Origin of the sequence: Paenibacillus albidus, assembly GCF_014644435.1 — a bacterium.
Taxonomy (GTDB): domain Bacteria; phylum Bacillota; class Bacilli; order Paenibacillales; family Paenibacillaceae; genus Paenibacillus_AQ; species Paenibacillus_AQ albidus.
In genome coordinates this window covers 55,277-68,128 of sequence record NZ_BMKR01000009.1, presented here as the reverse complement: position 1 = coordinate 68,128, position 12,852 = coordinate 55,277, and the positions used below count along the sequence as shown (strand labels likewise).

At 51.4% G+C, this 12,852-nt stretch carries 12 protein-coding genes; 9 read left to right on the top strand and 3 right to left on the bottom strand.

Annotation, left to right across the window (positions count from 1 at the left end; translation table 11 throughout):
• Positions 1–109 precede the first annotated feature (109 nt).
• The 5 genes from IEY53_RS12585 (at position 110) to IEY53_RS12565 (ending at position 6,786) form a co-directional block, all read left to right on the top strand.
• Positions 110–1,045 (top strand): carbohydrate ABC transporter permease, encoded by a 936-nt coding sequence (locus IEY53_RS12585; RefSeq protein WP_189025664.1) that lies wholly within the window; start codon positions 110–112, stop codon positions 1,043–1,045.
• A complete protein-coding gene (locus tag IEY53_RS12580) occupies positions 1,042–1,881 on the top strand; it encodes a carbohydrate ABC transporter permease (protein WP_189025363.1) in 840 nt (279 codons plus the stop codon). Before IEY53_RS12585 ends, IEY53_RS12580 begins: the two co-directional genes overlap by 4 nt.
• Before the next feature lie 80 nt (positions 1,882–1,961).
• The gene (locus IEY53_RS12575) at positions 1,962–3,734 is read left to right on the top strand and encodes a cache domain-containing sensor histidine kinase (protein ID WP_189025361.1); all 1,773 of its coding nucleotides are present in this window, start codon (positions 1,962–1,964) and stop codon (positions 3,732–3,734) included.
• A gap of 110 nt (positions 3,735–3,844) precedes the next feature.
• Positions 3,845–5,137: an ABC transporter substrate-binding protein gene (locus tag IEY53_RS12570; protein WP_189025359.1), complete on the top strand. Its 1,293-nt coding sequence runs from the start codon at positions 3,845–3,847 to the stop codon at positions 5,135–5,137.
• 32 nt (positions 5,138–5,169) lie between these two features.
• On the top strand, positions 5,170–6,786 hold the full coding sequence (locus tag IEY53_RS12565) for a response regulator (protein ID WP_189025357.1): 1,617 nt from the start codon (positions 5,170–5,172) through the stop codon (positions 6,784–6,786).
• A gap of 22 nt (positions 6,787–6,808) precedes the next feature.
• On the opposite strand, the gene IEY53_RS12560 is transcribed toward IEY53_RS12565, so the two are convergent.
• Positions 6,809–7,867: a chymotrypsin family serine protease gene (locus IEY53_RS12560; RefSeq protein WP_189025355.1), complete on the bottom strand. Its 1,059-nt coding sequence runs from the start codon at positions 7,865–7,867 to the stop codon at positions 6,809–6,811.
• Positions 7,868–8,033: 166 nt separating this feature from the next.
• Here IEY53_RS12560 and IEY53_RS12555 point away from each other — a divergent pair, with 166 nt between their 5' ends.
• The 4 genes from IEY53_RS12555 to ybaK all read left to right on the top strand — a co-directional run bounded on the left by IEY53_RS12555 (position 8,034) and on the right by ybaK (position 10,983).
• On the top strand, positions 8,034–8,558 hold the full coding sequence (locus IEY53_RS12555) for a DUF1036 domain-containing protein (RefSeq protein ID WP_229696122.1): 525 nt from the start codon (positions 8,034–8,036) through the stop codon (positions 8,556–8,558).
• A gap of 125 nt (positions 8,559–8,683) precedes the next feature.
• Positions 8,684–10,060, top strand: a complete 1,377-nt coding sequence (fumC, locus tag IEY53_RS12550; RefSeq protein ID WP_189025354.1) for a class II fumarate hydratase — start codon at positions 8,684–8,686, stop codon at positions 10,058–10,060.
• Positions 10,061–10,163: 103 nt separating this feature from the next.
• Entirely contained in the window at positions 10,164–10,415 is a 252-nt protein-coding gene (locus IEY53_RS12545; RefSeq protein WP_189025352.1) for a YolD-like family protein, read from the top strand.
• 94 nt (positions 10,416–10,509) lie between these two features.
• Positions 10,510–10,983, top strand: a complete 474-nt coding sequence (gene ybaK, locus IEY53_RS12540) for a Cys-tRNA(Pro) deacylase (RefSeq protein WP_189025350.1) — start codon at positions 10,510–10,512, stop codon at positions 10,981–10,983.
• 56 nt (positions 10,984–11,039) lie between these two features.
• Here ybaK and IEY53_RS12535 read toward each other — a convergent pair whose 3' ends face one another.
• Positions 11,040–11,786: a YdcF family protein gene (locus IEY53_RS12535; RefSeq protein ID WP_194468914.1), complete on the bottom strand. Its 747-nt coding sequence runs from the start codon at positions 11,784–11,786 to the stop codon at positions 11,040–11,042.
• Between the two features lie 15 nt (positions 11,787–11,801).
• A complete protein-coding gene (locus IEY53_RS12530) occupies positions 11,802–12,737 on the bottom strand; it encodes an AraC family transcriptional regulator (RefSeq protein ID WP_189025349.1) in 936 nt (311 codons plus the stop codon).
• Between the last annotated feature and the right edge of the window lie 115 nt (positions 12,738–12,852).

Genomic DNA, 12,852 nt, shown 5'->3' with positions numbered 1-12,852 from the left:
TCTCTCATTTAGTCCTTGGAATCCTTACTTTATACTTAACGAGCAAGGATGTCAGCCGAGACTAAAAAAAGAGGTGAGCGCATTGAACCACAGTTCCGCCATCAAGACGATGAAAACAACCGCAGGACCGGGTGGACGCACAGCCTATCTGAAAAGATGGGATGCTCCGGTTGCCGGTTATTTGTTTATTGCTCCATGGCTAATCGGATTTTTCTGGTTGACCGCCTATCCCATGCTGCTGTCATTATATTATTCATTTACCGACTATACCTTAATGCAGCCGGTCTCATGGACTGGTCTGCATAACTACAGCAAGATATTCACCGCCGATGCCAAGTTCGTAAAGTCAGTGCAGGTTACGTTTATGTACGTAGCGGCTTCCGTGCCTTTGAAGCTGATCGCCGCCTTGTTGGTAGCTGTTATCCTGAATAAAGCGGTCAAAGGCATTTCAGCTTACCGGACGGCCATTTATTTTCCGTCGCTGATTGGGGGGAGCATTGCGGTTTCCCTGCTGTGGCGCAATATTTTTGGGATCGACGGTTTCTTCAACAAAATTCTGGCCTCGTTTGGCCTGGAGGGCAGCAGCTGGATTACCAACCCGAACACGGCGCTGAGTTCTTTGATTCTGCTGACTGTGTGGCAGTTCGGCTCATCGATGGTCATTTTTCTGGCCGGTCTGAAGCAGATTCCGGCTGATCTGTATGAGGCTTCTTCTGTAGACGGAGCTAACAGGTGGTTCCAGTTCTTCAAGATCACCTTGCCGATGCTTTCACCAACGCTTTATTTCAACCTGATTATGGGCGTAATCAATGCGTTCCAGATGTTCACTTCCGCTTACGTCATCACAAACGGCGGTCCTATGAACTCCACTAATGTGTATGCGCTCTATTTGTACGAGCAGGCCTTCAGCCGTTACCATCTCGGTTACGCTTCGGCGCTTGCTTGGGTGATGCTGGTGATCATCGTTATTATTTCGCTGCTTATTGCCGGAACCTCAAAATATTGGGTGTTTTATGAATCGGATACGGGAGGAGGAAGAAAATGAAACTATGGAAACCGGCAATAAGGCACGGGTTCATGATTCTGTTCAGTCTGGTGATGGTATATCCGGTCATATGGTGGATTGGCGCTTCATTGAAATCGAACAGCGAAATGAGCTCGCCGAATATTTTTCCCGCCGACCCGGTGTGGAGCAATTTCACCAGCGGCTGGACGGCCATACCCGGGCGCAGCTTTACGGATTTCTATCTTAATACGTTCGGTCTGGAGGCAGCTGTACTGCTGGCAACGTTAGTCTCAACTACACTGGTGGCGTTTGGCTTCGGCCGGCTGGATTTTCCGCTCAAAAAGTTCTGGTTCTCCCTGCTGATGCTGACCCTGATGTTGCCCGGACAGGTGCTCATCATTCCGCAGTATGCCATGTTTCATCAGATGGGCTGGGTGAACACCTATCTGCCGTTTATTGTCCCCCATATGTTGGCTACGGGTGCCGGTGGAACCTTTTTCGTATTCCTGCTGGTGCAGTTCATCCGGGGGCTTCCCAAGGAATTGGATGAATCCGCCAAAATCGACGGCTGCTCCTGGTTCGGTATTTACTGGCGGATTGTGATGCCGCTGACCAAGCCGGCTATCGTCACTGTTATGATCTTCTGCTTTTTGTGGAACTGGGATGATTTCCTCGGGCATTTACTGTACATTAACTCCGTGGACAAATATACGGTCGGACTTGCGCTGCGGATGATTAACGATTCACAGGCGGGAATGCAGTGGGGACAGCTGCTGGCCATGTCGCTGGTGTCGATCCTGCCGGCAACTCTTGTGTTTATGTTCTTGCAGAAGTATTTTGTAGAAGGCATTGCGACAACCGGCATTAAAGGATAAGATGATGACGAGAAACGGGTACCGTCGATGAAGACGTACAGCCGTTTTTTGTCATTTTTCAATCTGTGGGAGGCTGCTTTATGAGTAATCCGTTTAAAAAATACAGCCTGGATAACCTGTTCTTCCGCAGCTTTGCAGGGCTGATGATCGTCGTTCTCGCCTTTACTGTCTGGACCAGCTACCGGATTTCATCGGCGGAAATGGTCCGGATGAGTACCTATTATCAGCAGCAGTTTTTGGACAAGGTCAATAACGAAATAACTTCCAGATTGTCCACTATTGAGCAGATATCCCTCTCTACCTCGCGGGATAACGATCTGAATACTTTTATGTCGGGTAAAGCAACAGGCCTGAACCGGGTTCTTGAATCCCGGAACGTTAAGCAGGTGCTGGCCAACCTCACCTATTCCATGCCACTGATTCAGGAAATTGATCTGTATATGAACAATCCGATCGAGGATGGTGTGTTATATAACTACATCCAGTTCCGCGCACTGGAGGATACCTCTGAAGAAGTGTGGTCCGGGGCGCTCAGCCAGAGCGATTTTGCCTGGTCCAGAGAGCACCGGATTAGAGGACAGCAAGGGGAGATTCCAGTTCTCAGTTTTGCCCGCAAAATTGTATATAATGATAAATATCTGGGCATTCTGGTCATTCATATTAAATCCGATACGATCAAGGAAATGCTGGAAGGAAGCAGTCCCGGCGTGAACCGGATGGTACTGGACGGGACCGGTCAATACCTGCTGACGACCAGCGAAGTACCGGATCAGGAGCATTTGTCCAAATGGCTGCAGCTCAAGAAAGAACATTTATCTGGCGCCCGCGCGGACAAAGGAATCCGTCTGTCCAAATCCCTGTATGTCTATTCTGAGCTGACCAGTTTCGGCTGGGTGCTTCTGGAAATCACTCCTTGGTCAGATATTACTTCAGGGAGCGTAAAGCTGGCTCTTGCAATTGGCTTCATCGGCGTGGGTGCCGTTCTGCTGACACTGGTCTTGACCCATTGGCTTAGCAGGCAGTTTACGAAACCCATCAAACAGCTTGTTAGCACTATGGGTTCCTATGCTGTCGGCGGCAAAGTCAATGAGCTGCCGATGGACTACAGCAATGAATTCGGCGCTCTTTTTGCCGGATACCGCAAACAGAACGAACGTATTGACGAGTTGTACCAGTCGCTGCGCGAACGGTACGATCAGCAGCGGAAAGCCGAAATTTCCGCACTTCAAGCCAATATTAATCCTCATTTTCTGTACAATACACTGGATCAAATGAATTGGATGGCCATTGCCGCCGGACATGATGAAATGAGCCGGATTCTGGAACTGATGGGCCGGATGTTCCGGATCGGGCTGTCGAATGGAGCCAGCTTTATCAGTATTGAAGAAGAAATAACCCATATCGAAAGTTATCTGGAAATTCAGCAGCTTCGCTGGCAGACAGGATTCACTTTCTTTATTGATGTACTGCCGGAGCTGCGCGGTTATTATCTGCCCAAAATCATCTTGCAGCCCTTCGTGGAAAATTCGGTCATGCACGGTTTTAATGGGCGTGTCAGCGGTCATGTAGAGATTAGGATCCGGTGTGTGCAGGAAAGGTTGAAGATAAGGATCACTGATAATGGCGTGGGACTGCAGGCAACCGGCGGGCCCCTATTGAACCAGAGCCGCCGCACGGGCGGTTACGGATTACGTAATGTACGGGATCGGTTGGAAGCTTACTTTGGCTCTCCTTACGATTTTGTGCTTCAGGAACGGCCGGAAGGCGGGACCACTGTGGAGATTACGCTGCCTTGTCTTGATCAACCCTATAACCCTGCGGATTCCAGCGGAAATTCCGGCCAACAGCCTTAAATCGGACGATATCAAAACAAATCGTGCATCTCTCTTCTACAAGCCAAGGAGGCGTGTTGTTATGATGGAAAGGTAATCAATAAGTGAGCATTCCAGAGGGGGAGAAGATAATGATGAATTGCAAACGCTTTCTGATGATGGTGCTGGCCGTTTCCATGCTGCTGCTGTCGGCATGCGGTAATGCGGAGAACAACAGTGGGGCAAAGGAGGACAGCAGCTCGGGTGCAGAAGGTAAGATTAAACTGCGCATTATGTGGTGGGGGGCCCAGGAACGCCACGAAGCTACCCTTGCCGCACTCGATTTGTATACGAAGCAGAATCCGCAGGTGACTTTTGAACCGGAATATTCAGGCATGGACGGGTACCTCGATAAGCTGTCTACCCAAGCAGCGGCCGATAATGCACCGGATGTGGTACAACTGGACCCGGGCTGGGTATCAGACTGGATCGGCCGCGGCCAGCTTGCGGAACTGTCTGCTGTGGATGTCAGCAAAATCGATGGGAAACTGCTTGCCGCCGGCCAAAACGGAGATACCCAATATGCGGTTCCTCTGGGCTCGGTAGCCTATGGAATGATCTATGACAAGACAGCGCTTGAGAAGCTTGGGGCCCCATCGCCTGCGAACGGCTGGACCTGGGATGAGTTCTTCGCGCTCGCCAAAGAGGTGAAGGGCAAGCTTCCGGAAGGGCAATACTTTACAAAGGATTATGCCGGGGATTATTTTGCATACAGTGCATTCCAATACAGCAAAGGCAAAGGCCAGGTTGTATCAAATGAAGGTAAATTTAACATTGACCAGGCCACTTTCCTGGAATGGGGCCATCAATTTGCTGAGCTTCGAGCGGAAGGACTTGTTCCCCCGGCCGATGTCAATACTTCGGACAAGGAATTTGATCCGTCCATGGATCTGATGGTGACAGGTAAAATTATATTCCGGCTGGCCTTTTCCAATAACTACGGAGCCTGGGACAGTCTAAAGGAGAACGCATATGCACTCGTTACGATGCCCCGGGGTGTGGAGGCCGGAGGCTGGCTGAAACCATCGATGTACTTCAGCGTCGCCAAGTCTTCCAAACATGCGGAGGAAGCAGCCAAATTCGTGGACTGGTTCGTTAATGATCCCGAAGCCGCCAAGATTCTGGGCACCAAACGCGGGATGCCGGTCAACACCGAAATTGCGGCGGCGATCGAGCCAGAGCTGTCAGCCAATGATAAAATCGGAATGGAGCTGCTGACAGCCACGCAAAAAGACGGCCAAACCTTTAGTCCAGGTGCTCCGGGTTGGACCAATTACATTGACAAGGACTGGTTGCTGGCACGCGATGAACTCAGCTTCGGTGAAGCTACGCCGGAAGAGGCCTATGAGCATTTGAAGACAGCGGCTCAAGAATACGAGAAATAAGGTATAGGCAAAAGAAAGTGGAGGGCATGCTGATGTGGACAATTGCTATCATTGACGACGACCGGCAGGTGCTGCAAGGAATGAAGCGCGCTATTCCCTGGGAAGAGCTTGATGCCGGATGGGTCGGTGAAGCCATGAATGGAATGGACGGGCTGGAGATGATCCGCAGCACTCAACCTGATATTGTCATTACGGATATATATATGCCGGTAATGAACGGTCTTGACATGATAGAACGTCTCCGGGATACAGGCTTTTGCGGGAAAATCATTATTTTGAGCGGATATGCGGATTTTGAATACGCGCGGCAGGCTTTACGTTTAAATGTCTGCGATTATATTTCCAAGCCGGTCAGTATGCCTACCCTAAAGGCCATCCTGGGAAAAGCCCTGCATGAGCTTTCGGAGGAGGTACTGCAAAGAAATCGGAATGAAGAGCTGCAGCAGAAGTTGGAGCTTTACCAGCCGTTCGTCGAGAAAGAGTGGATCAAAGCTGCGATTACAGGTACGTTAAAAAATGCTTATCTCAGTACGGAGCTGCCAGAGCCTTACCTGTTCTGGGCGGAGACCGGCCATATTGTGGTCGGTCTGGAACTGGTTCGCGAAATTAGGGCCTGTGAGCTGAATGTGTCGGACTGGCATCTGTTCAAGTTTGCGCTGGGCAATATTGTCTGCGAGGTTGCCGGGTCGATTTTCCCATATTGTGAGTATTCCGAGCTGCACGGCGGACGTTCGGCGCTTGTCCTCCATCCGTCGCTGCCGCTTGACTCTGATACTCTGAACAAGCAGCTCGAGATGCTGGGTATGCAGCTGATCGACTGTGTCCGCCGCTATATAAGGCTGGTAATACGGGTTGGCATCGGTGCAAGCAAAGAACAATGGCAGAACATACCGGACTCCATGGAAGAAGCATTTCAGGCGATTGAGCTGAAGCAGAACCATATTGTCGGCGGGTACTCCTTGTATGTATTTAGAGACGGAAAAAAGCACCGTAGTAACAGTGCTGTTATGCGTCCGGTTAAGTTTTACCACGAGCTGGCTTCTGCCCTCAAAACCTCCCAGGAAGCACAGGCCAGGCAGATTATTGCTGAATTCAAAGAGAAGCTGGAGAGACTTGAAGGTGTGGCACCGGATTATTTGCAGCTGCTGGCGGGCGAGTTATGGGGAATCTTCGCTTATAGTCTCTACGAGGTGGGGATGTTACTTGATAACACTATAGAAAATGGACAATTGGCGCAAGAAATGGCGGGTCTTATCACACCGCAGCAGTTGGCTGAATGGTTGACGGCCAAGATTGAAATGATCTGCAGCAGCCGCCAGTGGCTGGGAAGCAGCAAACACCGGCAGGCTGTTGACTTCATCACTCAATATATTCATGAGAATTATATGAATGAAATTACACTCGGAGAATTGGCGGACAAGGTCTATCTTTCCCGCAATCATTTGGCGATCATCTTCAAGAAGATGACAGGGGATACCTTCAATACCTATTTGACCCGGGTGCGTATTGAGAAATCAAAGGAGCTGCTGATAGAACGGCATATGCTGGTCTATGAGGTGGCAGAGCAAGTCGGCTATAAGAATGTTCCTTACTTCAGTACGCTGTTCAAAAAATATACGGGTATGAATCCAACCGAATTAATCCGGTAATGGTCCTGAATCAAGTGGCGGGTTATTTTTTGGGTTTTCCGGATGAACGGATTACCTTAATTCCGGCAAGCTCCTTTGCTGTCAGTCTGCGGGTATATGCTGAACTGCGGGGACTGGATTTGACGTCTGTGGCCTGCTTTGTCCGCTGTGACGCCGGTTGCGCTACTCTAACCCTAAGTGCGCTTAGCGCCCAATCAACCGGAAAGGAAATGGAAGTCCGGCCATCCTGGGTACCGGCAAAATTTACGGCAGCCGCAAAATTATCCGCACGTCTTAACCATACCGAGCCGGAATCGCCCGGAAGTGAAACCGGAGTGTCCCCCAGAATAACGGTTTGATTGCGGAAGGTGAGCACGCCTAAACTCCCATAATTAACCTGAACATCCGTATTGACCGAATCCACCCTTCCGAACGTCAACCCCGTTGTCCGACCCACTTTTTTAAACCGCTCGCCTACCCGGTAGGAAGTGACATGACCGGGAACACGGCCTACGGTTGCATACCTTGGACTCAGGATGCTGTTGCGGACAGGGCGTGACAAAGCCGCATCCACAAGGTTGGAGCCATTCCTTCTTAAACGGACGAACCGCGATAAATGCCCGACCCGGTCGGTTCCCGGCTGTCCTCCGTCTGCACCGCCAGGCTGCAGGGTTTCTGCACGGTTCGCCGTGTTAATCGGACTCGTGAGCACATGATTATTGCTTAAGATGTATCTTTGATTGCCGGAAGGGGCACTGGCGACGATGAGTCCTGCAGTTCCCGACAGTCTTTGTGTACCGATACTGTAGCCGGCAATGACCGGACGAATCCGGCCGCGGTAATTGGCATTGCAGCGGATTTTTTTGGTCTGCACCACACGGATCGGTACTTCCAGTGTCTTGCCCTTTGATGTTGAGGCGAATTTCGGGGTGAGGCCCAGTGCTTTCGTGCTAACTGCATTCGCATATAGAACTACGGCTGCTCCTTTTTTACGCTTTTTGGGATCATGATACCCGACCCCAATTCCTTGAACCTTGGGGTTCTTGAGCATCTCATCAGCGATGCGTTTCTTCACCGCAAGGGCCTCGGCAAATGTTGCCATCTTCCATCACCTATCCTCATTTGAATTACAATAGTATATTACCTATATGCAAAAGAGGAACTTCTGAAAGCAAAAATGCCCTATTGTTTCATAAGCCGCAATGGTCCAAACCTCTCTTTCCTTCTTCACATAATATACACCGTAAGAAAAATATGTGAGGAAGGGAATGACGACAATGGGTCTTAATTTTCGCAATAGCACTAATGCGACAGTGTTTGTAGCCTATGCATACCCCAATTTCAATTGCAGTCCTGTCAATTACGCTAAAATCGGCTGGTACCGCATTGAACCTGGACAGACCAGGGAAGTATGGAGCGGATTTGCAGGAGGCAATACCTTCTTTTATTATGCAGAGAGCAGCTTCGGACGCACCTGGCCGGGTGCATACTTCACCCAGCTCCCTACTCAGGCCTTCCATTGGTGCTGGAACACTGGCTGTACCACCTGCAGAAATCTCGGAATGCGTAGAATTCAAGTCGGGTCCACTATCGCCAACTACACCGTCGTATTAATCACAAGCAGCAGCCAAAGACAATCCGGATTGAGCCATCTCCGTACGGAATTGCCTACCAGCCGCAAAGCGGGAAGACCTCTCCTGCGCAGAGTTCCGAAAAGAGCCGGCAAGATGGCAAAAGGAAGAGCGGTATCGCAAAGACGCGTCAGTCTGCCGAGAAAAATCAGAAGAAGCTAAATCAGAAGAAGCTAATATGTGCTTGAAGGGCTGTTCCGCAGGGCCATGAAAATGGCCCGAGGGACAGCCCTTTGTTGAGTTTATCAGTAACTTTTCATTATAATGATCTAAAAAGAGGTGAAAGCATGAACTTCAGGACAGAAAAGGATACCTTGGGCAGTGTGCAAGTGCCGGAGGATAAATATTGGGGTGCGCAAACCCAGCGCAGTCTGCATAACTTCAAGATCGGCAGCGAGAAAATGCCGCATGAGCTGATTTATGCCCTGGCGCTGATCAAGAAATCCGCGGCCCAGGTCAATGCCGGGCTCGGTTTGCTGGACGGGCTGAAGAAAGAAGCAATTATGCAGGCGGCTGATGAGATTCGCGCCGGACGCTGGGATGAACATTTCCCACTCTCCGTCTGGCAGACGGGAAGCGGAACGCAGACCAACATGAACGTCAATGAAGTCATTGCCAGACGGGGGAATGAAATTCTGCGCTCCAAAGGCAGTGAGGACATGATTCATCCCAATGACGATGTGAATAAAAGCCAAAGCTCCAATGACACCTTCCCTACAGCGATGCATATTGCGGCTTATCTGGCGGTGCATGGGCAGGTGATTCCCGCGCTATCGCAGCTGGCGGCAACGCTGGGCGGCAAATCGAAAGAATATGCCGGGTTGATCAAGATTGGACGAACCCACCTGCAGGATGCTACACCGATCACTTTGGGTCAGGAGATCAGTGCCTGGGAGGCCATGCTGGTAAAATGTGAACGCTTTATTACGGTCAGCTCCGCATCGCTGCTGGAGCTGGCAATCGGCGGAACCGCAGTTGGGACAGGCATCAATGCGCATCCGGATTTTGGTACCTTAACTGCTGAAGCCATCGGACGGGAGCTTTCCGGCAGCTTCACTTCTGCGGCCAATGCCTTTCATGCCCTGACCAGCCATGATCAGCTGGTTCATGTACACGGCGCACTCAAGGCCTTGGCGGGAGATCTGATGAAGATCGCCAATGATGTTCGCTGGCTGGCCAGCGGTCCGCGCTCTGGAATCGGCGAAATTACGATACCGGCGAATGAACCGGGCAGCTCGATCATGCCGGGCAAAGTGAATCCGACCCAAAGCGAAGCGATGACGATGGTGGTCTGCCAGGTCTTCGGCAATGATGTGACGATCAGCATGGCGGCCAGTCAGGGCAATTTTCAGCTGAATGTATTCAAACCGGTCATTATCTACAGCTTCCTGCAATCCTGCCGGTTGCTCGCCGATAGTCTGCTTTCCTTCGAAGAGCATTGTGCCAGAGGAATTGAAGCGAACATAACTGTGATCGAGCGCAATCTCCAACATTCACTGATGCTGGTAACTGCCCTGAATCCGCATATCGGCTATGAACAAGCGGCCCAAATCGCCAAGCTGGCCCACAAGGAGGGAATTACGCTGAAGGAAGCGGCAGTCCGCCTCAATCTGTTGACGGAAGAGCAGTTTGACAGCATGGTCCGCCCGGAGAATATGGTCTAAACCTGCGCTTTATGTGGAGCAGCCAGTCTATGGCATGGTATAATAGAATAGAGCATCTATTAATAGTTGTACCTTACGCCGAATAGGCTTATGGAGGATTCACGTGGCAAAAGCAAAGGTGGCCAAACGCCCCACAAGAGATGAATTTGTTCTGGAAGAGCTGGGTAACCAACTGGTTGAAGCGAAGCAGGAGGATTCCGAAATTTTACTTACGGTCTGGGGAAAAGAAGCGCAGGTTCGCGGGCAGATTGTGGAAATGGATTCACGTACCGGGAAAGTGCATATGAGCTATAATGGAGAAATTACCAAGGTCCCTTTTATGGACATTATGCAGGTGAATTATCCCAGAGATTAATCTGAAGCGGGCAGACCCTCAATTTCATTCGGAAATTGGGGGTTTTATCTCTGTATAGCTATACAAGTTACTGAATGAGAAAGGTCGAAGAGAGATGCAGATAACCAAAACCAATGCTATGCGGATGCTGGACGCCAAAAAAATAAAATATGAAATAGTAGCCTATGACAACGAGGATGGCCAAATTCACGGTGTTGCCGTTGCAGAGAAGATCGGCCGCGATGCAGCAAGTGTGTTCAAAACACTGGTCTCCCACAGCGGCAGCAATCTTTACGTATTTGTTATTCCGGTTGCGGAGGAGCTGGATCTGAAGAAGGCAGCCAAAGCCGCCGGAGAGAAGAAGATCGAAATGCTGCCTGTAAAGGAGCTGCAGCGCTGGACCGGTTATATCCGCGGAGGGTGCTCGCCGGTCGGGATGAAAAAGCTGTTCCCGACGTTCATTGACAGCAGCGCAGAAGGACTGGCGCTCATGGCCGTCAGCGCCGGGAAGATTGGCCTGCAAATGGAGCTCGAACCCGGGCAGCTCGCCGATGTCACAGCTGCGAAGTTCACGGAGCTGGTCAAATAAAAGCATTCTGAGCATCGGCAGGCCATAAGGGCGCATCCGCCTGCGGCGCTTGAGGCTCAGAATCGGGCCGCCAGCAGTCCTAAATATTCTTTGAGCGCCAGACTGGTGTTAGAAAGGGCTCCGGCGGATGGGGTAAGCTTGCCGGCATACAGCCTTGATGGGCGGCTGGCTATATAATCTGTAGGGTATGGCTGGGGGCTGAGCCCGGCCTTGTCAAATTGTGTCAGGGCCCGCGCCATGTGAAAACCGGAGGTGACCAGCACCGGGCGGGTATATCCGTGCTCCTCCAGGAGAGCTGCCGTATAGACAGCATTCTGCTCGGTATTCAGTGATTTGTTCTCCGCCAGGATGTCGTTTGCCGGAATGCCAAGTCCGGTCAGCTGCCGCTTGGCAATATCGGCTTCATTGCCGCTGTCGGTAAAAACCTGTCCGCCGGAGAAGAGAATGGGCAGCCCGGTTTCACGATGCAGCCGGGCAGCCGTAAGCAGCCGGTTGGCGGCCGAGCCGAACAGGTTACCTTCGCCGTCCAGATCCGGCGTGCCGGAGGAAGCCCCGCCGCCCAGCACAACAATAATATCCCCCTGCACAGCTTCCGGCTGTGCATATTTCCGTTCCAGGCTGCCGATTAATGCATCGCTGACCAGCGGGGTCATCGAGAGATAGAGCAGCAGTGTAATCCCCAGCAAAATCTGGGCCGGTCTGCGGCTTTTGTTCCAGAGCCAGATGACCATCCCGGCTAGCAGCAGCAGGAAAAGTCCCGGAGGAAGCACGAAGCTGTACAGGAATTTAATTATATAGATCAATACAATCTACCGCCTTTACATAGATTCAGTGGAAGGCTTACTTTCATGGCTCAAACGCCGGTAGCCCATCGGCGGCAGGCCGGTCCAGCGCTTGAATTGTTTGCTGAAATGCGAAACGTCGCGATAGCCGAGCTGGTGGGCAATGCTGTCCACTGACAGGCTGTTATCCATAAGAAGCAGCTTGGCGCGGCGGATAATCAGACCGGAAAGATACTGCCGCGGTGACATTTCGTAAATTTGGCGGAAGATACGGTTGCAATGCGTTGAACTGTATCCAAGCTGTGCGGCGATGTCTTCAATGCCGCCGCCTCTGTCACCTGTCGCAGCGGCGGTGGAGACGGATTGCTGCAGCAGCTCTTCAATGGCATGGGCCAGTGCCACGGCGTTCTCCGTAACATCCGGTTTCGACTTCAGCGGGGATTCCGTCATTTCCGCCAGCACCCATCCGCTAAGTGCAGCGAGCAGCTGAAGGGAGGCATGCAGAGTGATCAGCCGGTTCCGGTGAGAATCCTCCGGCAAGGACAAAATCGTGGAGCTGATGATGCCGTCCAGCGCACTGCGGATAGCGCGAAGTTCAGGCGTGTTGCCGCTGAGACTCACCGAATCCGCAGCCAGCAGCGCGCGCCGCAGGGTCAAATCATCGATATCAAAATGCAGGCAAAAATACGTCATCTCTTGCCCGGCGGCTGATCCCAAACTATCATGCTGGACGCCGGGCCGGATGAACAGGATATCACCGCTCCGCTGCACATAAGGCCGGCCGCCGACGGTCATATGCTGCTCCCCTTGCAGCACCACATTAATCTCGAACATGGGATGCTTATGGAGCGGATACCGCCAAGCCGCATTTACTTTGCGCCAATGGGCGGCAAAGATATGAAAAGCAGCCTGGAGGTCCGGTGACATCCGGCCGTCGATGGAATTATGGATTGCAGGATCAAGCGGCTTCACGGGCATCCCCTTTTTTCATAGAATATGGCTTCATTATAGCATAGGCTCCTGTCCATGTTCGATTTGCCCAAATAATAGAGGGCTTCCACCCTGTTGTGGCCGCTGCATGCGGAGT

Excerpts from the sequence above, each read along its gene's own strand:
- ybaK (WP_189025350.1), top strand. The coding sequence starts at position 10,510 with ATGCAGATAACCAAAACCAATGCTATGCGGATGCTGGACGCCAAAAAA.
- IEY53_RS12570 (WP_189025359.1), top strand. The coding sequence starts at position 3,845 with ATGATGAATTGCAAACGCTTTCTGATGATGGTGCTGGCCGTTTCCATG.
- IEY53_RS12565 (WP_189025357.1), top strand. The coding sequence starts at position 5,170 with ATGTGGACAATTGCTATCATTGACGACGACCGGCAGGTGCTGCAAGGA.
- IEY53_RS12575 (WP_189025361.1), top strand. The coding sequence starts at position 1,962 with ATGAGTAATCCGTTTAAAAAATACAGCCTGGATAACCTGTTCTTCCGC.
- IEY53_RS12580 (WP_189025363.1), top strand. The coding sequence starts at position 1,042 with ATGAAACTATGGAAACCGGCAATAAGGCACGGGTTCATGATTCTGTTC.
- IEY53_RS12555 (WP_229696122.1), top strand. The coding sequence starts at position 8,034 with ATGACGACAATGGGTCTTAATTTTCGCAATAGCACTAATGCGACAGTG.
- IEY53_RS12560 (WP_189025355.1), bottom strand. The coding sequence starts at position 7,867 with ATGGCAACATTTGCCGAGGCCCTTGCGGTGAAGAAACGCATCGCTGAT.
- IEY53_RS12585 (WP_189025664.1), top strand. The coding sequence starts at position 110 with ATGAAAACAACCGCAGGACCGGGTGGACGCACAGCCTATCTGAAAAGA.
- fumC (WP_189025354.1), top strand. The coding sequence starts at position 8,684 with ATGAACTTCAGGACAGAAAAGGATACCTTGGGCAGTGTGCAAGTGCCG.